Raw genomic sequence first — 23,032 nt, 5'->3', positions numbered from 1 at the left:
CGCGTCGAGTTCAAGGCAAAGGTGTGAAGGAATGCTTTCCCCTTTCAAACACCTTTAACGCAGAAATTGGGGCGCTAGTCGCTTTCCGAAAGGCGAGTTTTCTAGGCTCGCCACCGTCGTTACTGTTTTTTGATTTAGTCCACTAGATCTTCAAAACAGTGTCTTGTTGACAAGCCTAGAAATTCTCGCTGAACAAGCATCTTGAGGAGGTTTGAGTATATGCTAATCACTGGCGCTGTGATGAAAAGCGAGTTCCTCTTTAGTGAGTCCGTTTCCTGATACTGCTTCAATGCGTATTGAGCGCGATCGTTCAAGTGTGATAGGGATAAACACTCGCCCGTTTTCATTGGTGGTGTAAACTTCCCGGTCTTGAGGAACATTTGTAAACTTAACCATAGCGCCAGCTTGTGGCATTCCGTTCATATCACGTACGGTTACCCATGCGCCATTCTCGGTGTCAATAATTTTTATATCTGCCAGTGCCGAGCTAGAAGCGAATATAAGTGCAGCAAGTGTCGATGCTTTAATACCTAACATAATTGTATCCTCGTATTTATATCGAGAGGGGCAATCTAGCGCGCTAAGTAATATATCAATCAATAAGACCTGTTAATCCAAAAGTGCTTTCAAAAAAACGCAGGATTGATTAAAAAATGCGCTTGAATGACTTGAGATATTGAGCTGGCTTGAGCAATAAACTCTAACCACTTCAAGAGGATGGGTGCAAAAGCGGGTTCGCGCGTCGAGATCGAGGTAAACGCGTGAAGGAATGGCGTTATACCGTGCGGCATTTGAATAAATTGTTATGCCTTATTGGGTCTGCAGTGCAGATTACAGATGCAATTTGCCTTGGTACATAGCCAATGGCATGATCGCCATTGGCAAAAAGCAGTACTTAACATGGCTAGATTGCCATTTTTTGGTGATGTAACCGTTCAATTTCATAGTATTCAACGTCTTCACTGACGTGTTCAATACGTACTGCGTCACGCTTGGTGGAGACATGGCGCATCCCGATCTTTTCTAAGACTTTGCCGGGGCGGGTATCCTTACTTAAGTGCTGAGCATAGATACAATCGAGATTGAATTGTTCAAAACCAAAGTTAATTGCTGCTTTTGCTGCTTCTGTACCATAGCCTTTGTTCCAGTGCGCTTCTGCAACCCAGTATCCAAGCTGTGCACGCGAAAAACTGATATTTTGCAAAGAGACACAACCAATCAGTTGGGTGGACGATTTCTCGACGATAGCGAAGTGGGCGGCTTCTCGCTTTTGCCACAATGCTGAATGAGAACCTATCCACAGTCCAGCCATACCATCTTCGTAGGGATAAGGAATATTGGCAGAACTCATCGCGATATGAGCATTGCCAGCAAACTTTTGAACTTTGTTGGTATCGGAAAGTTCAAAGGGACGCAGTATTAATCGAGGGGTTAGAACATTGGGCTGCTTGAACATAGTTCACTCCTAACTGTCTATGTCAACGCATCATCAAGTATGCGAAGTCTCAACGGCATAGCGTACGGCTTAAACTCGCTATCCTTAGTTGTCTAAATCAGCGCTACCACAGAATCCATGTTGTGGCGCGCTCACTGATTATCGGCGTCATTCTTATTGGGTGTTATTTTCGCCTATGCAACAATGCGCTTTCCAGTATGACTCTAGATAGTAAAAATGATCATATGATGTCACAACGGTTAATAGCCGCGACGTTTCCAAAATTGGCTTTCACCCGCAGAGTAGAGATTAAAGGTCTTCTCAGCAATGAGAATCCCATCAATTTCCATGGTCATTCGCCAGTCCCCAAGCTTGTTCTCTATCGGCGCCCAGATAGTGTCACCGAGATAAAAGTCCCAGTCATTGTTGCGAATATGGACGTCACCTTCAAACGGGGCCATGATTTCGCCTTGAGCATCGGTAATGTTGGGATGGTAAATGCAGTACTGTAGCACTTTCCCTTTGCCTCTTTTGATGTTGACGGTAAAGCCAAACTCGACGTCTATCTCGGCGGGAACGTCCGTTGTGAAGGTTTGAATCTTGGGTAGTTGTTTAGATTTTCCATCCCACTTGGTATAGATGCCGTAGCTGACAATGTCGACGAGGTATTTAGATTTTGCCATTGAAAATTGTGCTTATTTTAATGATTAATAGGTAATTATACTCAAACCACCTCAAGATACTTGTTCAGCGAGAATTTCTAGGCTTGTCAACAAGGCACTGTTTTGAAGATCTAGTGGACTAAATCAAAAAACAGTAACGACGGTGACGAGCCTAGAAAACTCGCCCTTCGGGAAACGACTAGCGCCCCGATTTCTGCGTTAAAGGTGTTTGAAAGGGAAAGCCATTCCTTCACACCTTTGCCTTGAACTCGACGCGCTAGGCCGCTTCTGAATCCTGCATCTTGAGGTGGCTGGAGTATAATTGCTGGGGTCAATTAATGATGATTTTACCGTAATTAAAAAAGGATGCTGTGTTTACCTTAAGGCCCAATATGGATGGAATTAGAAGCGATGTTTATTGTTTGTTTGTGACTTGTTAACGGTTGTTTCATGGTTGTAATCCTGAATGTAGCCTGACGCTAAGTTTCGAATTTATAAGGAATTATCAAGGGTTTTGGGGCTGGTCAAAAAATGAGAATGAGCACGCAAAAATGACTGTGATTTTGTGCCACAACATATTGCAATTAGGTGTAACGGTGATATATTGACCTTATCGATGGTTAGTTAAAGTCTAAGAATGGAGAACAAAAGTAGATATTGCTGTTAGCGCTGTTCCCTTCCTCTTTAACGACTATCCCTTGAATGCATGATGCAGCTCGCTTATAGCGTCCTTTTTGTGACATATTCCACAAATAGACATCATGATGCGCATCTTGTGTCATATTTTGTTCATTATTACTGACATAAGATAGCTCAATGCGTTGAGCATAATGGCAATACATCATTGCTAGATAATAATTAGAAAAGGAGTTAACAATGAAAAACCGAGCTAGAAGACTTTGGTACTATCATCTGACTCAAGGTACTAAATCGAAGCCACTTTCGTTTAAAAACTAAGTAAAATGACCTGAGTACAGTGATCCGACTCAGGTCCATCAAATTTAGAAAGCCAGAATCATTGATTCTGGCTTTTGTCGTTATTAGGCGTGAGTATTTCTCTGTTGGTTATCGTGTTGATGAGCGAATACTGGGTGTTGGCTAAACGTTAACTCTCCACTTCACCAAATTGATGAGCGAAGCCATTTGGCGCGATGTCGTAGAGGGAAACGAGCACAGTGAATGTGTCTTCAGCGGTATTCTCCGCAATTTCATCAATCACATAGACAGCGGAAGACTTGTCTTCGAGCTGCTTATCGACAAGTTGCAGCAAGCTATCTTGGATATCCCCCTGAATTTGTACTTGCTCGATAAACTCGTAGTCTCCGTAGGCAATTTCAGCCTGCGCGACGAGAGACGGTGCGGCGATAGCTGGAGCACATAGTAGAGAGGCAATAAGAAGCGTTGAGCGTAGCGATTTTCTCATGGTCATAACCTAAAACGTCTTTTTGATACCTTGTGGAGATTATCGCTTTGCTAGGGTTGAGATGTCAGGGAATTGTCAGGGAAAACCGCCAATCTTGGCTCCGTGATCCGAAGCCAAGGGCGGATGCTTTATTGGGAGGAGAGTTTGTTCGAAAGATACACGGAATAGATGACCAAAATCATGCCAATGGCATGCCAAAGGGTAAAGACTTCGCCCAATACAGTGACTGCCAGTGCTGCCGTGATTGCGGGGCCTGCATTTGAGGTTAAACTCAGAACGGCCGGAGAGAGTCTGGCCATCGCGGCAGCAATAAGATATGACGGCAACACGGTGCAGACGATACCAATCAAAAAGCCCAACTGAAGGGTTTCCATTGAAAACTCGCTCAATGGGCGAGTCGCTGGCGTGGTGAGCAGGAGTAAGGTTGCTGTCGCACCGCCCATGGCGACACAGGTAAACCACGTACTGCCTACTTTCTGGATTTGTTTTTTACTTAAGATCAGGTAAATCGCAAAACATAGCGCAGAGAGTGCCAATATAGCGCTACCGATTAAGACATCGTTGCCCATGGATGACATATCATGAGCAACAATCAAGCCGATGCCTACATACCCAATGACTAAAGTGAACAACATCAGTTTTGACGGTTTAATTCCCATAAAGCCCCAGTTGATGAATACCACCAGTGATGGGAATAAGAAGATGATTAAGCGCTCCAGTTGCGCAGTGACATAGGTTAGCCCTTCCAAGTCTAAATATGAGGCCATGACGTAACCCAGAAAACCAATACCTAACGTTGGTAGCAGTTGTGTTTTTAACAAAGCGCGATTTTTTTGACTTCTCAGTAGCAGAAGGAAAGTGACCACATAAATAGGAACGGAGAAAAGGGCGCGAAGAAACATCACTTCCATCACTGTGGCGTCATGTAAAAACAAAAGTTTGACGAAAACGGGTTTGACAGAAAAGAGTACGCACCCGGTAAGCGCGAGAATAAACCCTAATTGTCTATGTCGGTTAGATTGGGGGGTTAGCTTCGTTGAGACACTTTGCATTATTGCTTCCTTGTATTGTGTTAAGGCTAGCGGGTCAATGCAGAGGAGGGGGATGTGGCGGTTATTCTCTCCAGCTGCATTGCCTGCAGCCGGATGTCAAGAATCCTACCGGCCGTCAGGCAGCATGAGTAGGAGCCAAAAGAGAGAAATCAAAAATCTGTTCATACAAAAACAATGCAACAAATAGCATCAATATGCAACGGCTTTATTTTTGCGGATTTAAGGTTGGTACTTTCTCAGGTAAAATAGTCACTCAGGTAAAATAGACTGATATACTCAAGCCGCCTCAAGATGCAGGATTCAGAAGCCGACTAGCGCGTCGAGTTCAAGGCAAAGGTGTCAAGAAATGGCTTTCCCCTTTCAAACACCTTTAACGCAGAAATCGGGGCGCTAGTCGCTTCCCGAAGGGCGAGTTTTCTAGGCTCGCCACCTTTGTTACTGCTTTTTGATTTAGTTGACTAGACCTTCAAAGCAGTGCCTCGATGGCAAACCTAGAAATTCTCGCTGAACAAGCATCTTGAGGTGGCTTGAGTATATATAGTAACAGTCCAAGCGAGTTGGGCTTCTTAACGGAATGGTTTACGAGTAAATGCTAGAAATATCCAACAACGTCACCCTGGCGCCTTGGGAAATCGAAATGACAGCGATTCGTGCGCAAGGCGCGGGCGGCCAGAATGTGAATAAAGTATCAAGTGCCATTCATCTTCGTTTTGACATCAAGCGCTCGACATTGCCTGCGGTTTACAAAGAGCGGTTGTTGGCGCTTTCGGACTCGCGCGTGACCACCGACGGTGTGATCATTATTAAAGCGCAACAATTTCGCACCCAAGAGCAGAATCGTGAAGATGCGCTAGCGAGGCTGCAAAGCTTGATTCGCTCTGTAATGGTTGAACGAAAAAAGCGTCGAGAAACGAAACCAACGCGCGCTTCACAACGGCGTCGTATGGACAAAAAATCCCAGCGTGGCCAAACGAAGTCACTACGTGGCAAGGTCACATACTAACGCGTTTGAAACACTTTGCATTAATTGCAAAAGTCATTTGCAAAATCGTGGCTACCTGCCTGTCTAAGTCATTGTTAGACTTGCCTGAAATCAAAGTTCAAGATCAGGAGCCACTGATGACTACTTCACTGTTTTCGCCTATCGATTTAGGCGAGCTTTCACTGCAAAATCGGGTTGTCATGCCGCCGATGACGCGCTCTCGCGCAACTCAGCCCGGAGATATCGCAAACTCGCTTATGGCGACCTATTATGCTCAGCGAGCGTCAGCGGGTCTGATCGTCGCAGAGGGTACTCAAATTAGCCCAATGGGCAAAGGATATGCGTGGACTCCCGGCATCTATTCACAAGCACAGATTGCCGGATGGCGCGAGGTCACCGATGCAGTGCACCAAGCTGGTGGTAAAATTTTCGCACAACTTTGGCATGTGGGGCGGGTGACGCATCCCGACAACATCAAAGGCAATCAACCCATCTCTTCTTCCTCACTCGCGGCACAAAATGTGAAAGTGTTCATTGATAATGGTACCGATGCACCGGGTTTTGTCGATGTGGTTGAGCCCCGCGAAATGAGTAAAGCGGATATTCAAGGTGTCATTGCGGAGTATCGTCAAGCTGCACTGAATGCGATTGAGGCCGGATTCGATGGCATTGAACTCCACGCTGCAAATGGATATTTGGTAAACCAGTTTATTGATTCAGAATCAAATCAGCGCACCGATGAATATGGTGGCAGTTTAGAAAACCGCCTGCGATTCCTCGATGAAGTGGTAACCGCACTGGTGGATGCGATTGGTGAATCGCGTGTAGGCGTTCGTTTGGCACCACTGACGACATTGAATGGGACAGTCGATGCCAGTCCCATCGAAACCTATACTGCGGCCGCATCGCTCCTAAATCAGCACAAGATAGTGTATCTGCACATTGCAGAGGTGGATTGGGATGATGCCCCTGATACACCACTGTCGTTTAAGAAAGCATTACGAGAAGCCTATCAAGGCGTACTGATCTATGCGGGGCGCTATGATCGCGAAAAAGCGGAGCAAGCAATTCAAGCGGGGTTAGCGGATATGATTGGCTTTGGCCGTCCCTTCGTGGCTAACCCGGATCTGCCCGAGAGACTAGAGAAAGGTTACCCATTAGCAAAACATGATCCAGATACCCTGTTTGGTGGAGCTGCGAAGGGATTGACTGACTACCCGCTATATTCTCGCTAAATCGTCCATACCACGCGCAGCGCAAGCAGTATAAGTACGGCGCCAGACACTTGATCGATGAGCTTTGCCTTGCTTTTTAGCTTATCGATCAGTGTTGGGCTTGAGAGCATGAAAGTGATAAAGGTGTACCAAAGGCCATCCACAAGAAGGGGAGTCGCGACAATGAGCACTTTGCCCGATGGCGCGTCGCCTGCCGCCACAAACTGGCTGAACAAGGCAGTAAAGAAGAGGGCGATCTTCGGGCTGAGCAAAGAGATAAGAAAGCCCTCTTTAGCGGATTGGGTAATAGTTACCGCTTCTCCAGACTCTAGCCTATCGACCAGGCCGCCTTTAGAGCGCAACGCGTTATACCCCAGCCAGACTAGATAGGCCGCACCAGCCAAACTGATCGCTTTAAAAAGTAGGGGGAGTTGTTCGAGTAAGATCGCTAACCCTAACACCGTTATGAGTGCATAAATGCCAATGCCTAAGGCGTGCGCCCATGCCGTGGCAAGGCCGTGTTTACGGCCGCCCGCCAAGCTGTGTTTTGCAACGATCGCTAAGCTTGGCCCTGGTGACATAGCACCGAGTAAACAAATCGTGAAGAGTGAAATCCAGATGCTAAGTTCCATGACATTCCTGATAGTGTGCTAATAATCTGCGCATAAAACTACCAAGAATAGGCAATGAAATGAAATCAGTTATTGTTATAGGTGATATGACTTAAAATCATACCGAAGAACGACAGCTTACTGAATACATAGAGTCCCGCATGATACTCAGTGCTTGCTCTCTCAGCCAAACATGTGCCGGATCGTGTTCATATTTGGGATGCCAGAGTAGCCAGTAACGATGAGTGGGTACTTCAAAAGGCATCGGCTTGAAAGTGAGTTGGCAGGTGGATTTCAAATTGTGAGCAATGTGATGGGGTATTGTCAGCAAGTACTGCTCATGGGCAAGCAGGGTGAATGCCGATGAGAAAAAAGGCACGGTGGCCGCGATATGACGTGAGCGCTGCAGTCCTTGCAGGTGTCTATCGACAAAACTGTCCTTATCGCCACCGCCTGAAATCCGTATGTGGGGATAGTGGAGAAAATTCTCTAGCGATAGATTATCCAAGTGAGCGAGTGGATGGCGCTCATGCATCACACAGACAGCTTTATCTTCACCAATTAATGCTGATGAGAGGTGGGTTGGCGCCTCCTGTAGCATGGTGGAAGCGAGCTGAATTTGCTTGTCACCAAGCTTATCCAGGTACTCTTGATGCCATAAGGTATAGGAAAAACGTCCCTCAGGCGCTTGCTTTCGAATCGCGCTAACGATGTCAGGGAAGATGTACTGTGCCACATAGTCTGATGATGAAAAAACACACTCACCTTGCCAGCGCGCCGGAATGAACTGGGTTTGCTCAACGATTTTTCCGACATCGTTAAAAAGGGTGTTGAGTTGCTGGTGTAGCGTGTCTGCTTTCGGGGTCGTTACCAGTTGGTTGCCGTTGCGGACAAATAAGGGGTCTTGAAAATGGTCTCTTAGCTGCGCCAACTGTCGACTGACTGCCGATTGCGTGAGATGAAGGCGGGCAGCGCAGCGACTCACATGACGCTCTTCCAATAGAATAAGTAGGGTGTGTAACAGATTGAGATTAATTCGCTCGGGCATGGCCACTCCGACTTGCTTGCGAGATAGCTCATTATTATCGATAAAATACCGAATTAGCGAGAAAGATGATCGAAAAATAAAAACGCATTTTCGATCATCTCTATTCAGAGGCTATCAACCATAGTAGAGACAGATGCGGTTGCCGTCGATCTCTTTAACATCAAACGTGATGCCGTAGATATCTTCCATGATGGGTTTTTGAATTACGTCGGCGACTTTGCCACTGCTTACCACTTCGCCGCGTCGCAATGCGACGATATTGTCGGAATAGCAGGAAGCAAAGTTAATATCGTGGATGACAATGACAACCGCCTTGTTTAACTCGTGCGCTAGAACCCGTAGGTTCCGCATAATCTGTACCGAGTGTTTGATATCGAGGTTGTTGAGAGGCTCGTCGAGGAAGACATAATCGGTATCTTGCGCAACCACCATGGCAATAAATGCCATCTGGCGTTGCCCACCGCTGAGTTGGTCGATGTACTTATCTTGAATGTAGGTGATATCAAGGTGTGCAAGCGCTTGGTCTACAATCCGGTTATCTTCCTCGTTCAAGCGACCTTGTGAATGCGGAAAGCGGCCAAAGGCAACTAATTCACGTACCGTAAACCGCATGTTAATGTTGTTCGATTGTCGTAACACCGCAAGGCGTTTAGCAAGTGCTTTGCTATCCCATTCACTGAGTGGCTTATCGGCGATAAAAACGTTACCCGCATCGCTTTCGGTCAAGCGACTTGCCATTGAAAGTAAGGTGCTTTTACCCGCGCCATTTGGGCCAATAATCGCGGTGATTTCGCCTTTTGGAAAAAGTGCATCAGCGTCTTTAACCACAAAGGTGTCGCCATATTTTTTTGTGAGTCCAGAAATTTTAATCATCGCTGATGCCTTAATTCAACTTGTTACGCAGTAGTAGGAACAAGAAATAGATCCCACCAAAGAAATTAATAATCACGCTAATCGTGGTTTGGAATCCCAGTAGGTTTTCGACTACCCACTGCCCTCCGAGCAGCATAACCACCGCCAATAAACTGGTGGCCGTCACCAATACACTGTGTTGATAGCTGCTAAAGAGTTGTCGAGTGAGGGCGACAACGATCAGACCAAAGAAGAGTACAGGCCCGATCAACGCGGTAGATATGGAGATAAGCAGGGCGATCACAAACATCATTTTGCGTACGACCTTGTCGGTATTTATGCCTAAGCTGGTCGCATTGTCTTTGCCAAGCCAAAATACATCGAGTGTTGAAGCCACTTTGAACAGATAAATGAGGATCAGTGCGAGTGGAAACATGCTCCAGTAAACAAGCTCGCCGTTTACATTATTAAAGCTCGCAAACATGCTGTCTTGCACATTCATGAACTCATTGGGATCCATCACCATCATCAGAAACTGAGCGATACTGTCAAAGAGCGAGCCACAAACGACCCCAACAAGGAGAAGTGAGAAGATATTCGCGCCTTTCTTACGGAAGTAGAGGCCAAATAAAATGGTCGAAAACAACATCATCAAGGTCGTTGAAGCGAGAAAATTGAGCTTCGCATCAATGAACAAGCTACTCATACCACCGAACAGGGAGACAATGAGTACCTGCGTAAGGAGATATAAAGAGTCAAACCCCATGATGGAGGGAGTCAGTATACGGTTATTGGTAATGGTTTGGAAAATCAGAGAAGAAACCGCAATCGCGATACTCGCAAAAATGATCGCCAGTACTTTAGGCGAACGGCGAGAAAGGAAAAATTGATAGTTATCAGCATTTAATCCTTTACCCAAGAAAACAGCTGTAATCACAATGGCTGCGACCGCCAGAATAATCAGTTTATAGCGATCACGCATTGCTCTTGTCTCGCATTACTAGGTAAATGAAGACCACGCCACCGACGATAGAGATGATCATGGAGATGGGGACTTCATAAGGGAAGATGACAACACGGCCAAGCACGTCACAACAAAGTACTAAGACTGCGCCCCAATAAGCAGTGAAAGGTAGATTCTTACGCATGTTGTCGCCTTTAAACAGCGAGACAACATTGGGGACAATCAAACCGAGGAATGGAATCATACCGACGATCATCACGACAGAAGAGGACAGCACCGCAACGATCACGACACCAATAAACACCACTTTCTTGTAATCTAGGCCGATATTTTTCGCAAAGCTCTCCCCCATACTCGCGGCACTAAATCGACTGGCATAAAGGTAAGCGAGTATTGACGCGGGGATAGCGACATAGAGGAGTTCGAAGTTTCCGCGCAATACCGACGAAAAGTTCGCCACTGTCCAAGCGGAGAGGCTCTGAACAAGGTCGTATTTGTAGGCGATAAAGGTGGTGAGTGACCCAACTATATTGCCATACATAATACCGATCAACGGCACGAGAATGACATTTTTGAACTTTAAGCGCTGCAAGAACTGAACAAAGAGTAGGGTGCCGAGAATAGAGAACGTAAATATCGACAGCATGGTCACCGTCGAGTTGCTGTTGGAAGCAAAAACCAATGCAAATACGTAACCTAGCATTGCACAATCTATGGTGCCCGTTGTGGACGGTGAGGCAAAGCGGTTTTGACACACTTGCTGCATAACAAGGCCTGCAACACTTAAACCCGCCCCCGCTAAACAGATGGCAATCAGGCGCGGAACACGGCTGACAAAAAAGATGGTAAGTGCGTCGGTGTCACCGGCTAGAATGGCCTGAAGCTGCATATCTGCAGCGCCAATAAAAAGCGAAGAAAGGCCGAGGATAATGATCCCCAGCCCCATTAACATTACTTTCACGATAATCCTGCTAACACGAGTTGTTGGGCAACGCGTTGCTGCCTGAACCCATTATTCTTGATCTAATACAGAACGAATGTCATCAATCATGACTTGTGTTGCGTCCATGCCACCTGCTGTGAGGTACCAAGCATTACCGTCCATGATAGTAATATGGTTGTTTTTGGCCGCTTTAGTGCCATTGACAAGGTCATTATCGAGGAGTGCCTTACCGGCACTGTCACCGCGGCCAAGCGCTTGGTCGCGATCTAAAACAAACATAACGCTTGGGTTTGCTGATGCGACGTATTCAAATGAAATCAGATTACCATGCGTCGATTCAACAATGCCGCTCTGTGCTTCTTTAAATCCGAAGTCTTTGTAAATACTTGAGAAACGGCTCTGCTCGCCAAACGCAGACAGATTGCCACCATTTGTCATTACTGTTAGAGCATCGATTTCACCCGCTTCAACAAATTGGCGAATGTCATCGATCTGAGTTTGGTACTGTGTGATGTACTCTTCGATTTCTTTCTCTTTTTCAAAGATCTTGCCAATCATGCGCCAGTTTTGCTGAGTGCTTTCCCAATAACCTGCGCTATCAACTTGGAATACAACGGTTGGCGCAATCTTAGATAACTCTTCAGCAAGCGGCGCGGTGCGCGGACTTGCAATGATCAGATCAGGCTTCAAAGTGAAAATGGTCTCGAAGTCTGGTTCGAACATAGAGCCCACGTTTTTAAACTCGTCCGCTTGGTATTTTTCTAGGTATGAAGGCAGATAGGTTTTAACCATCCCTACAGGCTCAATACCTAACGTATCTAGCACATCAAGGCTGCCTAGGCCCATTACCACAACGCGTTGTGGATTGGTGTCGAGCGTGGTTTCGCCAGCGACGTGCTGAACAGTAATCGTGTCAGCAAGAGCAAAGCCAGAAAATGTCAGTGAGGTAGCGAGAGCAAGGGGGGTAAAGAGGGTTTTCAGCGCCTTCATTATTTCGTATTCCGTAATGTTAATAATTCGCGTTAGCACCGTTTATATCACTAGAGCTTCAACGGCGCAATGGATATGAGAACTATTTTTGTTTAGGTTTTAGTTTGTTGTATTTGAAGTGAAAAAGGTGTGCTGAGCCGGTGGCAGCAATGTTGTTAGAAGTGGTCGCGCGTTATGTTTTGATAAGAGGTATTGCTGTGGGAGATGGATAGCTGAGGTGATAGCGATGCGCGTTTCGAAGCGGCTAGTTACCTGCCTTTTTTGTTCAAACTTGCCAAGCAACAGTGAATCTTAGATGGCAAATTGGGGCAAAGGTTTGTGCTTTCAAGTTAAGGTTTGTAAGAATCTTCAATTAGTAAGTAGTGATCACAAATTCTAGACAGCAGTGATAATTTTATAGCTAGTCTGGACACTGTTCATGTTAGGTTAAACTTACTGCTTGTACTCTTGGGTCCAAGCTTTCACTGAGCTCTCATTCTTGTATAGCAAACGGATTTGTCCTTTTGTATATACCCTTTTTTATCAGTGATTTAGCCTGAATGGTACAGGCATGTAAAGGAGTCTGAATGACACATCTTTTACGGACAATTTTTGTCATCGCGTTGGTACTTGGACGTACGCCAGTCGCGGCGGCCGCCTTCGTCGGCAACTCTGCCAATACGCAAACTAAGCAAGCCCAAGCGCCTGTTTCCCAAGCGAGTAAGCGTGTTTTTAAACACTCACTTAGCGGCTTATACGCTATCGATAACCTGTATCCCGAAAATCTTCAACAACCGCATGCCGAGTTCAGCGCATTGTATGCGTTAGCGCAGCCTGCTCAGCAAGAGCTCTCTAATTTGCTCAATGAAATAGCGATGCTCAGTGATGCACAGCCGATTATTCCCGCCGTTAAATCTGCGGAACGAGCAGAATACAAAATTGCCACAGAGCTTGAAGGGCAGACTGAAAAAATTACTGACCTAGCCCGCGGTACTTTGGTTGCCGATGATATTGCTGGCGTCGTGACTGCTTTTGAATATTTAGGTAAAGAAGCTGAAATCGTCCGTGTTAAGAACCGTTTCAAGCACCCAGCCGCATCAGGCTATCGTGATTTAAGCGTGCTTGTGCGTTTGCCTGAAACCAAGATGATTGCGGAGGTGCAAGTACACTTGCGTGATATCGCAACCATCAAAAGTGGTGAAGAGCATGACATCTATGAAGAGATTCAGCAGATGGAACGCCATGCTGTTGCTCAAGCCCGAGTGTTAAATGATATCGAAGTGGCAAAAATTGCCCGCTTACGTCAACGTTCTCAAGATCTGTATCAAGAGGCGTGGCAAAAGTACCTCCAGCCTTCAGTGTTGGCGGTGTAAGTTTTCTACCAAGCTCGTACTCGGACATCTATTCTGAGACGAGCTCTCTTCAAAGGCGGCATGATTATACTCATATATGCGGCCTTTTTTGTTGTGTTTTTCAGATTGTCCCTATTGATAGTTAGGTATAATATCTTTCTGCTCTCTTCATTGCTGTTAAAGGCGGATTGTTATGGTTATCTCGGTTTGGTTGGCATTTGTTGCGGCTTGTGTTGTATTCAGCTTCTCGCCGGGAGCAGGTATGGTTGCGACGGTCAGTAATACACTCAATGGCGGCATTCGTATTGCCTTTAAGAATATCATCGGCCTTCAGTTGGCATTGTGTGTACACCTCCTGGTGGTCTCGTTAGGCCTTGGTGCATTGCTTGCTTCCTCAGCGGTGGCTTTTACGATTTTGAAGTATTGTGGTGCAGCGTATTTGATCTACCTCGGGGTGATGAAGTTTCGCAGCAAAGCCTCGCTTACCGCGGATGAAAATACTCAATTGACTGCTCAGTCTACTGCCAAGATCATCCGACAAGGCTTTCTGATCAATATGATGAATCCAAAATCTATAATTTTTCTGGCTGCATTTTTGCCACAGTTCATCTCGCCAGAAGCGCCAATGGCGCCTCAATATTTGATTTTGGGGTTAACTGTGCTGGTTGTTGATACTGTGGTGATGGTGACTTATGCATCACTTGCTCGCTCCGTACAGCGCTTTTTCCGAAGCAGTGCTGCAGCTTTATGGCAAAACCGAGTGTTTGGTTCAATGTTTATTGCGATGGGTGGCATGCTTGCCGCAGCGGAGCGATAAGGTTATCTGAGCCGTATCGTGATCATCCCATCGAGGCACAGGTAGGGCGTTTTTGCCTGAGTCTCGAAGGAAAATCGGGCGCTGATGTCTAGTCTGGGCTTTTCGCTTGATAATGACTGAGGAAGAAGGCTGCCGTTTGCGTTGCAAGTGTATCAATTTCACTTGCTGTGAGAATAGGGCGCATTGACAACAATTGCGGCCAAAAACAGCGGCCTTTAATCAAACTATGCAGTTGCTCGTTGCCGACTTCAATATCTTCAAGCATGACTTTACCATCTGCGACCGCAGCTTCTAACCAGCGATGAATCGTTGTTTCTTGTTTCGCAAATCGACTGAGTTGTGCTTCGAGTTGTTCTGGGGCATAGAAGAGATGGCCAAACGCGACCCGAGAGAGGTCTAAGTACTCCGCTGACGCAATAAGGTTGATTTCTAACTTTAGTAACGCAGCTAATTGAGTGTGCAGCGATGTTTCGGGCTTATACTCAAAGTCTATTTCTACCAGCGCTTTTGTCCAGAGCTCTGAGACCAGCTCCATGACCAGCACCTCTTTGGTCGCGAAGTGATTGTAAACGGTGCGCTTTGATACTTGTGCCAGTTGCGCCAGTTTATCCATACTTGTTGACTGCACGCCATCCGCTTTAAAAGCGGTTTTAGCAGCAGCAAGAATCGCCTCTCTTTTCAATTGGCTACGTGTCTTTTTCGCACTATTCATGGTGTATTTTCGAGATTTAGTTTGAACCCATTTTACACTGAGTGGTTTACTTTTCAATTTTTCATCAATACACTACACCGTGTAGTTTACTTTTGTGAGTGGTGAGATGCGTAGAACAAGCAAAGTTGCTATCGCGGTAATGTGTCTAATAACGCTGTTAGCGGGGACGATGATGAAAGGTGACCAAATGAAATTTACCAATACTGATACCGTTTATAAAACTGACGCCTCTAACCTATGGGAGATAGCGAAAGCTTATTGGAATGCTGACCGACAAGCAGCAATGCCGGACAGTGAAGTGCCCTTGAGTCCGATTTCTACCGAGGATCTGCTTAACGGTGGTGATGCCATTTACCGTTTAGGGCATTCAAGTTTGTTAATTAAATTGGGTGATCGTTTTGTGTTAACCGATCCTGTATTTAGTCAACGCGCATCGCCGGTGCAGTGGGCTGGGCCAAAGCGTTTTCATGAAGCGCCAATTCAGATAGAGGCATTGCCACCCATCGATGCCGTGGTAATTAGCCACAATCATTATGACCACTTGGATAAACATGCTGTCCTCGCTTTGCAAGATAAAGTGACCCAGTTTGTTACACCATTAAAAGTGGGCGAACAGGTGATAAAGTGGGGCGTTGATGCGAACAAGATTACAGAATTGGACTGGTGGCAATCTACAACGGTGGCGGGTATTGAACTTGTCGCCACGCCAGCGCAGCACTTTTCAGGTCGTGGTCTTCGTGATCGTGACCAGACATTGTGGGCAAGTTGGGTGATTCGAAGCAACCAGCGTAATCTGTTCTTCAGCGGTGATACCGGATACTTTTCGGGATTTGCAGAAATTGGTGAAAAGTATGGCCCGTTTGATGTCACCATGATGGAAACGGGCGCTTATAATCCGCTATGGCGTGATATTCATATGATGCCAGAAGATACCATGCAGGCACATTTAGATCTTGGCGGGGACTACTTGATTCCTATCCACAACGGTACTTTCGATCTGTCACTTCATGATTGGTATGAACCCTTCGAGCGCATTCTTGCACTTGGGGAGACGGAAGGCGTCAATATCTTAACGCCTCAATTTGGCGAGCCAATTTGGTTAGATAATATCACCGTATCAACCCGATGGTGGCGTAGCATGTTACCTGAGACTGCGGAACAAAGTCAGATAGCCTACGATGCGGATATCATTCACAACTAAGGGTAAGGCTGGTGATAACGCGGTTGAAGCTGATAGCCTCTTTCGTTAGAGGGTAAAGCCAAGCTGCCAAAAGACCACTGGGTTTTCCAAGCGGTAAGAACGCGAGCCATCAGCGACATTGATGCGCTCGCGAAACTGGGGATAGACGGTAAACAAGGTAAAGAAGTCTTTAGTGCCGAGCCTTGCGTAAGGCATGATGAGAGGCAGCGTGCGGCGGCTAAACCCAGTGAACTCACCATTGTGATCATTCATTATTGAGCGAGATTGCACACCCACCGACGTACCGAGCGCAAAAGTCCAGTCGGTAAACTCAAAATCGATTGGCCGATCAAACGTGATGCTGGCTGCATAGAGATGATCATCCCAAGAGTCCTTCATGTAGTTAAGCGAGAATTGGATATGCCAGTTTCCCCAGCGGTATAGCCCGACATCAACCCCCAATCCTAAGTGGTTTTCATTGTAGGTTGGGGCATTCTCGACAACTTCGTCTTCAAGATGATAGGACCAACCACCAAACCGAACGGCGCTATTCACATTTTCAGCGAATCCCCAAACGGGCGTCGCGAAGGCCACCACATTTAGCAAGCTGATTAATAACACAAGTCGAAAACCATTTCTTAAACACATAACAACCCCATACATATGCTTTAATAGTATTTAAAGTATATGCAACTAGGGTGTTTTTACTAATAGCAAGACAAAGTTATCTTGAAGAGTATTTTTAAATAACTAAATGGAATGTTGAGGTTTTTGTCATTATCGGTTGAGTAACGCGATCTCGAAAGGGAGCTTTTTGCCCCCTTTAAGAGTAAATATACTCAAACCACCTCAAGATGCTTGTTCAGCGAGAGTTTCTAGGCTTGTCAACAAGGCACTGTTTTGAAGATCGAGTGGACTAAATCAAAAAACTATAGCCTATTGCGTCACCATTTTCTGAATTTGCTTGGCGCGTTCCTCGTCAGACAAGGTGGAAGGGGGTGGTATTTGAATACCTTTTTGGCAAGCCGGCCGGCTTGCAATGAGATCCATCCAGCGCTGAAGATTGGGTAACGCTTCGATGCGTATACCGCTCCACTCATGGATTCTTACCCAAGGCCAAGTCGCGATGTCAGCGATGGAGTAAGCATTGCCAGCCAAGTATTCGGTGTCCTTCAGTTGGCTATCCATAACTTCAAATAAACGTCGCCCTTCATTTTGGTAACGTTCAATCGCGGCTGGAATTTTTTCGGGGAAATAACGATGGAAGACATTGGCTTGTCCCATCATAGGTCCGACACCCCCCATTTGAAACATTAACCACTGTATTACCTTTGACCGATTTTTGGGATCAGAAGGTAGAAGTTGTCCTGTTTTCTCAGCGAGATAAACAAGAATTGCCCCTGATTCAAATACCGCAAAATCATCGTTGTCGCGGTCAATGATAGCGGGGATACGGCCATTCGGGTTGATGTTCGTAAACCAAGTCTGTTTTTGCTCTTTGCTCATCAGATCGAGTCCGTGAGCGCGATACTCCAAGCCGAGTTCTTCAAGTGCGATAGATATTTTATGGCCATTCGGGGTGGCCGCCGTGTAAAGATCAATCATCGATATTCCTTAATGATCATTATTGGAATGCCGGCCGCGCTGAGACAAGGTCCAGCCAACGCTCAATATGGCTGTACGTTGAGGCGTCAATCTCGAGGTTTTTAATGAACTGGCATGTGATGTATGCCGTGATATCAGCCACACTGAAACGCTCACCAGCCACATAGGTTGTGCTAGCCAATCGTTCATCTAGTTGCGGCAGAAACTGTTTAATGCGATTTTTGGATTCAACCCCCCAAGCTTCAATACAGGTTTCACGATCTTTGTAGATCCCTGTGAGATTTCGAAATGCTTGAAATGCGGTATACAACCCTTGAAATTCACAGATGCGATTCCACATCTCAACCTGTGCTTGCTCGGTGGGTGTATTACCAAAGAGGTGTTTTTCGTCGGGGTGTGAGGCTTCAAAGTAACGACAGATCGCCATCGATTCACAAATTGAGGTGCCATCTTCGAGAACTAAAACGGGAATTCTGCCATTGGGTGAAAGGGCTTTGAATTCGGGTTTGAGATTTTCACCACCGCGAATATCGACATCGATACGCTCAACATCAATCCCTTTCTCTTTGAGAAAAAGTGAGACACGCTGTGCGCTAGGCGCGGGACTTTTTTCATAGATTTTCATCATACTTCCTTTTTCAGAACGATCGTTTAGATTACACTGTAGGCAATTTCAGAACGATGAGTCAAGTATTGTTTTTGACTTGTCTTAGCTAAGCGAAAATAAGTATGGCAAGAACAAAGAGTTTTGATCGGGCGGATAAACTCCGCGAGGCGATGGAGTTGTTTTGGCGTAAAGGGTACGCAAATACCTCGATCTCGGATTTGGTTTCACATCTTGGCATAAATCGTTTCAGCCTTTACAACGCATTTGTCGATAAAGACACGCTCTACAAGGAGGCACTTTCTCGCTATCTCGATGAAGTGACGTTGCCTTCCTTGCATGACGGTGTACCGAGTTCAGCAACCTTAAACAATGTGATTGAACATTTGGAGAGCTTTGCAGCAATTCAACGCACCCAAACAATGGGATGTTTTATGCAAAACGCGATTTTAGAACGGGCGATGGAAGATGACGGTGTATTGTCAGAAGGAAACCGTCTCTATACAAGGATGCTGACCGCATTTGAGCAGGCGTTTGAAAATGCTAAGCAAGTTGGCGAACTTCCTAGTGATTTTGCGTCAAACGCGATGTCAGCATGGGTGCTGATGCAGATGCAAGGGATTCGTGTACTAGGAAAGGCGCGACAATATGAAGCGATGGAGAAAGGCTTGCAGGTGACTTTGCAGGTACTTCGACGTCAACGTCTAAGTTAAGCAGTAAAAAATACCCCAGCGGTTACGCCAGGGTATCGAAAATGTGAGCGAGGCCTGCGCTAGTAGGGAGGAAAGAGTGCGAGCATTTCGCGAATTTCCCTCTCAAAGAAGGCCTCTCGTCTTTGAGGTGACATTGACTCTGTCAAACGGCGGGTTGATACCGCTTGCCATACCACTTGGTTGGATTGGGTATCGACAAACTCGAGAACGAGACGACCGAATTTCACCTCTCGATAGCGCTCTGGTGTGCTCATACCGATACCCATGTTGCGGCTGTGATAACCGAAACCTACGGTAGTGCCAAAGGATTGCAGTTCTCTTTCATCCTCAATGCGATATATAACCATCAACGGCGCTTCGTCAGTATGAGAAAGCGTGATCCCTTTTTCCGGTAACTGGCTGTTCAGTGCGGTTTCAATCCGTTTAGCATCAATAGAACGTGGTGCTGTGGAATCTTCAAACTGGTAGGTGTCGAACTGCGAGTAATCGACATTTGCACTGAAGTCTGTTCTTGGGGCCATACTACAGCCAGTTAGAAAGAGTGCCATCAGGGCAATACGATAAATCATTATTTCTCCTCAATCGAAGGACGGATGGATGCCCTTCAGATAATTGCTGGCTTGATACTCAAGCGCCAAATTATTTAGAAAGTGCTTTCGACATTGCTTTGGGCTGGAAACCACGTATCACTGTGTCTCCAATTTTCACCACGGGTACGCCTCGCGCCCCCATTGCCATCAGCTCTTTACGGCCTCTTGGGCTGGCAGCATCACAGATGCGATAAGTGACACCTTTGTCATCCAAAAACTGTTTGGCGGACTCACAGTGGGGGCATCGTGATGCGGTATATAGAACGACTCGTTTCATTGCTTAGTTCAATAGAGACTGGATTATAAAGAAAGTTCCTGAATCTAACATGTATAGGCAGGCGACCTCAAGAAACAGACTTCAGACGCAGGCTAGTGTAGCGAACCTCAGGTACAAGTGTGAAAAATGTGCCCCCCTTTTAAACACCTTCATTGACAAGTTGAGGTGCTAGAGATTTGTCGATTTGACAAGCGTCGCCCCGCCACCTCAACGCTCAAATGTTCTTATCGCCAATGTGGCATTTGTTGATGGAAATGGGATGCGCTATTTTGCAGCACGTTAAGCGTGCATTACGCTGATTCTATTGTGAGTTACTTCGCAGATTGTCTTTCATGCTGTCATAATGAAGCGCAAATCGCGCGCTGATTTTAGTCGGAGTGATACCATCTACACAGTACGTATTTCTTAGCGTTGCTTTGGTTAGGAAAAGTGAAGACATCATAATGACGACAGGGGATCTTTAGTGGCTGGTTTATTGTTACATTTTTATATTCTTGAGAATCAAGATAAAACGATGAAGTTCAATCTGGAGTTAGAAAACCGGACGGATGAAACGTTAACGGACTTCACTCTCTGCTTCGACACTCCACGCTTTATGGAGAAAGAGACAATTGAAGGCGCTACTTTTGTTAAACAAGCGGGTAGCCATATTGAAATTGCACCTCTTGTTCCACTCGCCCCTCACTCTCGTTGGGTAACAACCCTGGAAACTCATACGAGTGCGCTGTTTAATTTGATGGAGCAACCGATTGGTCCTTATTTGAAGCGGGCAGGTGAGTATATCCCGGTAGCGCTGGGTATGAATGACATGCAGCAGCCTGACAATCTTGAATTATCACCCTTAACTTTGCCTGAAGCCGCGCCCGGCATCATCCCGCAGCCATTAAAAGTAACGGCTACACAGGGCCAGTTTGTATTGCCCATCTCGCCATCTTGGTCAGGAGATACTGAGCACACGGCAAATGCGGTGAACTGGTTACAAACGAAACTGAATGTGGCGTGTGCCTTAGTGACTGACAGCCCGAGTACCGTGCATTTTGAGCTGGATACCACCTTTGAGGATGAAGCCTATCGACTCGATCTTACCGAAGAGCAGGCGGTAATTCGTGCTTCGGGTTCAGCCGGTTTCTTCTATGCTGCCGTTTCATTAGTACAGCTGTTAAAAACATCGGGTGGTCGTGTCGCTTGTTGCCTAATTGAAGATGCACCACGTTTTCATTATCGTGGTCAATTCTTAGATTGTGCACGTTCATTCCATGGTATCGATACGGTGAAAGCCGTGATTGACCGGATGGCGAGTCTTAAAATGAATCACTTCCATTGGCACCTGACGGATGATGAGGGTTGGCGTCTCGAAATTGATGCGTATCCCCAACTGACAGAGAAAGGCGCGTGGCGTGGTGAGGAGGAGGTCCTTGAACCGCAGTTTGGTTCTGGGCCACACCGCTATGGCGGTTTCTTTACCAAACAACAGGTGCGTGAAGTGCTGGCATATGCCCAAGCCCGTGAAGTGACCGTCATTCCTGAGATTGATATCCCAGGGCATACGCGTGCATTGATTAAGTGCCTGCCTGAGCTGCTAGTTGAGCCCGAAGATACATCGGATTTTGTGTCGATTCAGCAATATCAAGACAACGTATTGAACCCTGCATTACCGGGTACTTACACGGTGCTTGAAACCATTCTTGATGAAGTGTGCGAGTTGTTCCCTTCGCCGATCGTTCACATGGGGGGTGACGAGGTACCTCATCATGTTTGGGAAGGCTCACCCGCTTGCGCGGCGAAAGCGCAGGCGTTGGGCTATGCCAATGTTCGTGAACTTGAAGGGCATTTGATTCGTCACTTACAGCAATACCTGAAGCAAAAAGGGAAGAAACTGGCTGTCTGGGAAGAAGCATCATATGGCCAAAAAATTGATAGTGATGCCATTGTTTGCGCTTGGACAAACCGTGAGAAAGGGATAGCTGCCGCGCAAGAAGGCTATCAAGTCATCATGTGCCCTGCTCAATATACATATCTTGATATGGCATGGAATCGCGATGTTCACGAGTTTGGTGTGCTTTGGGCCAGCGACATCGATTTGGAGCGAGCTTACAAATTCGAAATCTCGGAAGGGGTGTGTGAAAGTAATATCATCGGCACGCAGGCACTGGTGTGGACAGAGTTTGTTAACACGCAAGAGAAGTTAGAATTCTTACATTATCCGCGTCTATTCGCCATCGCAGAGAATGCATGGACAGCGGCGGACAATAAGTCTTGGGACGGTTTCTTGCCTCGCGTGGCCGCGCATGTTGATTTACTTCGAGCACAAGGCATTAATTACCGATCTGCAGAGAATGAAAATGTCGCCTCTGAGTAAATCCTAGCGCATCTTCAGAAGCTTGATGACAAGCTTCTTGAGGTGAATTGAATATAGAGCCCAATAAAGCCAGCTTTACGCTGGCTTTTTTCATGCGCCTAGCTTAGCCATCGTGCATTTGATCGCGAATAACATAAGCTGACTTCTCTCTGGGCGCGTTTTCTAGGTCCGTCATCTGTGTTACTGCTTTTCGAATTGGTCCACTAGACTTTCAAAGCTGTGCTTTGCAGACAAACCTAGAAAGTCTCGCTGAGCAAGTATCTTGAGGTTGCCTGAGCGTGGCGGCTGTTGGATATCAAGGTAACTTTCTATTTTTTTCATGAACAATATGTGAATGATCGCAATTTTATATAAAAGGTATGAATACCAATTAGACAATTGAGTTTTTGATTGTTAACCATTGCCTGAAGATGTCTCGCACCTAAATGTAATTGATAGTGATATGACTTTTATAATCGCCGATCATTTTTCTAATGTTGAAGTTATTAAGGTCATGATTTTTATGCAAAACCTATTTTCGTGTCAGTTTTGACACTCCGGGATAAACATATGTTTAATTGCTATTTATATACATTTTTATGATTTTTAATGGGCGGATTAATTTCTTGACTTAATTTTACCTAATGAATATTTTCGAGCGTGAAATTAGAGTGTGGTTTTTCTGAAGA

At 46.0% G+C, this 23,032-nt stretch carries 24 protein-coding genes; 7 read left to right on the top strand and 17 right to left on the bottom strand.

Translation table 11 applies throughout. The features are described 5' to 3' along the window. Window positions 1-222: 222 nt before the first annotated feature. The 5 genes from TSUB_RS22720 to TSUB_RS22700 all read right to left on the bottom strand — a co-directional run bounded on the left by TSUB_RS22720 (window position 223) and on the right by TSUB_RS22700 (window position 4,572). Window positions 223-537 (bottom strand): hypothetical protein, encoded by a 315-nt coding sequence (locus TSUB_RS22720; protein ID WP_087017939.1) that lies wholly within the window; start codon window positions 535-537, stop codon window positions 223-225. Between the two features lie 367 nt (window positions 538-904). After that, entirely contained in the window at window positions 905-1,456 is a 552-nt protein-coding gene (locus TSUB_RS22715) for a GNAT family N-acetyltransferase (RefSeq protein WP_087017937.1), read from the bottom strand. Window positions 1,457-1,695: 239 nt separating this feature from the next. Next, window positions 1,696-2,118 carry a DUF3859 domain-containing protein gene (locus TSUB_RS22710; protein WP_087017935.1) on the bottom strand — a complete coding sequence of 141 codons (423 nt, stop codon included), beginning with the start codon at window positions 2,116-2,118 and terminating at the stop codon, window positions 1,696-1,698. A gap of 1,084 nt (window positions 2,119-3,202) precedes the next feature. After that, window positions 3,203-3,520: a hypothetical protein gene (locus TSUB_RS22705; protein ID WP_159064818.1), complete on the bottom strand. Its 318-nt coding sequence runs from the start codon at window positions 3,518-3,520 to the stop codon at window positions 3,203-3,205. A 128-nt stretch (window positions 3,521-3,648) separates the two neighbouring features. Then, window positions 3,649-4,572 (bottom strand): DMT family transporter, encoded by a 924-nt coding sequence (locus TSUB_RS22700; RefSeq protein ID WP_087017931.1) that lies wholly within the window; start codon window positions 4,570-4,572, stop codon window positions 3,649-3,651. A 589-nt stretch (window positions 4,573-5,161) separates the two neighbouring features. Here TSUB_RS22700 and arfB point away from each other — a divergent pair. Continuing rightward, on the top strand, window positions 5,162-5,575 hold the full coding sequence (gene arfB / locus TSUB_RS22695) for an alternative ribosome rescue aminoacyl-tRNA hydrolase ArfB (RefSeq protein WP_087017929.1): 414 nt from the start codon (window positions 5,162-5,164) through the stop codon (window positions 5,573-5,575). A 116-nt stretch (window positions 5,576-5,691) separates the two neighbouring features. Continuing rightward, on the top strand, window positions 5,692-6,789 hold the full coding sequence (locus TSUB_RS22690; protein WP_087017954.1) for an alkene reductase: 1,098 nt from the start codon (window positions 5,692-5,694) through the stop codon (window positions 6,787-6,789). Here TSUB_RS22690 and TSUB_RS22685 read toward each other — a convergent pair. From TSUB_RS22685 to TSUB_RS22660, 6 genes are all read right to left on the bottom strand, one after another. Continuing rightward, complete coding sequence (locus TSUB_RS22685; protein ID WP_087017927.1) at window positions 6,786-7,400, bottom strand: LysE family translocator; 615 nt, start codon at window positions 7,398-7,400, stop codon at window positions 6,786-6,788. The two genes, TSUB_RS22690 and TSUB_RS22685, sit on opposite strands and share 4 nt — an antisense overlap. Before the next feature lie 97 nt (window positions 7,401-7,497). Then, window positions 7,498-8,427: a LysR family transcriptional regulator gene (locus tag TSUB_RS22680; RefSeq protein ID WP_087017925.1), complete on the bottom strand. Its 930-nt coding sequence runs from the start codon at window positions 8,425-8,427 to the stop codon at window positions 7,498-7,500. Between the two features lie 114 nt (window positions 8,428-8,541). Continuing rightward, the gene (locus TSUB_RS22675) at window positions 8,542-9,300 is read right to left on the bottom strand and encodes an iron ABC transporter ATP-binding protein (protein WP_087017923.1); all 759 of its coding nucleotides are present in this window, start codon (window positions 9,298-9,300) and stop codon (window positions 8,542-8,544) included. 10 nt (window positions 9,301-9,310) lie between these two features. Beyond that, window positions 9,311-10,261, bottom strand: coding sequence for an iron chelate uptake ABC transporter family permease subunit (locus tag TSUB_RS22670; protein WP_087017921.1), 951 nt, complete (start codon window positions 10,259-10,261; stop codon window positions 9,311-9,313). Continuing rightward, window positions 10,254-11,195 carry an ABC transporter permease gene (locus TSUB_RS22665; protein ID WP_087017919.1) on the bottom strand — a complete coding sequence of 314 codons (942 nt, stop codon included), beginning with the start codon at window positions 11,193-11,195 and terminating at the stop codon, window positions 10,254-10,256. Before TSUB_RS22665 ends, TSUB_RS22670 begins: the two co-directional genes overlap by 8 nt. 60 nt (window positions 11,196-11,255) lie before the next feature. Beyond that, on the bottom strand, window positions 11,256-12,176 hold the full coding sequence (locus TSUB_RS22660) for a siderophore ABC transporter substrate-binding protein (RefSeq protein ID WP_087017917.1): 921 nt from the start codon (window positions 12,174-12,176) through the stop codon (window positions 11,256-11,258). Between the two features lie 566 nt (window positions 12,177-12,742). Here TSUB_RS22660 and TSUB_RS22655 point away from each other — a divergent pair. Together TSUB_RS22655 and rhtB are read left to right on the top strand one after the other, a co-directional pair. After that, window positions 12,743-13,528, top strand: coding sequence for a RelA/SpoT domain-containing protein (locus TSUB_RS22655; RefSeq protein WP_087017915.1), 786 nt, complete (start codon window positions 12,743-12,745; stop codon window positions 13,526-13,528). 172 nt (window positions 13,529-13,700) lie between these two features. Then, window positions 13,701-14,324, top strand: coding sequence for a homoserine/homoserine lactone efflux protein (gene rhtB, locus TSUB_RS22650; RefSeq protein ID WP_087017913.1), 624 nt, complete (start codon window positions 13,701-13,703; stop codon window positions 14,322-14,324). Window positions 14,325-14,412: 88 nt separating this feature from the next. Here the strand turns inward: rhtB and TSUB_RS22645 are convergent, their stop codons facing one another. Next, window positions 14,413-15,036 (bottom strand): TetR/AcrR family transcriptional regulator, encoded by a 624-nt coding sequence (locus TSUB_RS22645; RefSeq protein ID WP_087017911.1) that lies wholly within the window; start codon window positions 15,034-15,036, stop codon window positions 14,413-14,415. Window positions 15,037-15,142: 106 nt separating this feature from the next. Between TSUB_RS22645 and TSUB_RS22640 the strand changes: the two genes are divergently transcribed. Then, on the top strand, window positions 15,143-16,237 hold the full coding sequence (locus TSUB_RS22640; RefSeq protein WP_202819733.1) for an MBL fold metallo-hydrolase: 1,095 nt from the start codon (window positions 15,143-15,145) through the stop codon (window positions 16,235-16,237). Between the two features lie 45 nt (window positions 16,238-16,282). On the opposite strand, the gene TSUB_RS22635 is transcribed toward TSUB_RS22640, so the two are convergent. From TSUB_RS22635 to TSUB_RS22625, 3 genes are all read right to left on the bottom strand, one after another. After that, on the bottom strand, window positions 16,283-16,864 hold the full coding sequence (locus tag TSUB_RS22635) for a hypothetical protein (protein WP_087017909.1): 582 nt from the start codon (window positions 16,862-16,864) through the stop codon (window positions 16,283-16,285). A gap of 288 nt (window positions 16,865-17,152) precedes the next feature. Next, the gene (locus TSUB_RS22630; RefSeq protein ID WP_087017907.1) at window positions 17,153-17,821 is read right to left on the bottom strand and encodes a glutathione S-transferase family protein; all 669 of its coding nucleotides are present in this window, start codon (window positions 17,819-17,821) and stop codon (window positions 17,153-17,155) included. Window positions 17,822-17,840: 19 nt separating this feature from the next. Next, complete coding sequence (locus tag TSUB_RS22625) at window positions 17,841-18,446, bottom strand: glutathione S-transferase family protein (RefSeq protein WP_087017905.1); 606 nt, start codon at window positions 18,444-18,446, stop codon at window positions 17,841-17,843. Window positions 18,447-18,550: 104 nt separating this feature from the next. On the opposite strand from TSUB_RS22625, the gene TSUB_RS22620 reads away from it, so the two are divergent. Then, entirely contained in the window at window positions 18,551-19,138 is a 588-nt protein-coding gene (locus TSUB_RS22620; RefSeq protein WP_087017903.1) for a TetR/AcrR family transcriptional regulator, read from the top strand. Between the two features lie 59 nt (window positions 19,139-19,197). Here TSUB_RS22620 and TSUB_RS22615 read toward each other — a convergent pair whose 3' ends face one another. Continuing rightward, complete coding sequence (locus tag TSUB_RS22615) at window positions 19,198-19,707, bottom strand: DUF4136 domain-containing protein (protein WP_087017901.1); 510 nt, start codon at window positions 19,705-19,707, stop codon at window positions 19,198-19,200. A 70-nt stretch (window positions 19,708-19,777) separates the two neighbouring features. After that, window positions 19,778-20,005, bottom strand: coding sequence for a glutaredoxin family protein (locus tag TSUB_RS22610; protein ID WP_087017899.1), 228 nt, complete (start codon window positions 20,003-20,005; stop codon window positions 19,778-19,780). Window positions 20,006-20,519: 514 nt separating this feature from the next. On the opposite strand from TSUB_RS22610, the gene TSUB_RS22605 reads away from it, so the two are divergent. Beyond that, window positions 20,520-22,364: a beta-N-acetylhexosaminidase gene (locus tag TSUB_RS22605; protein ID WP_159064817.1), complete on the top strand. Its 1,845-nt coding sequence runs from the start codon at window positions 20,520-20,522 to the stop codon at window positions 22,362-22,364. The last annotated feature ends 668 nt before the right edge of the window (window positions 22,365-23,032 follow it).

The sequence above is a fragment of the Thaumasiovibrio subtropicus genome, assembly GCF_019703835.1.
GTDB lineage: Bacteria > Pseudomonadota > Gammaproteobacteria > Enterobacterales > Vibrionaceae > Thaumasiovibrio > Thaumasiovibrio subtropicus.
The sequence above is the reverse complement of the archived record's forward strand: the minus strand, read 5'-3'. Positions and strand labels throughout refer to the sequence as shown.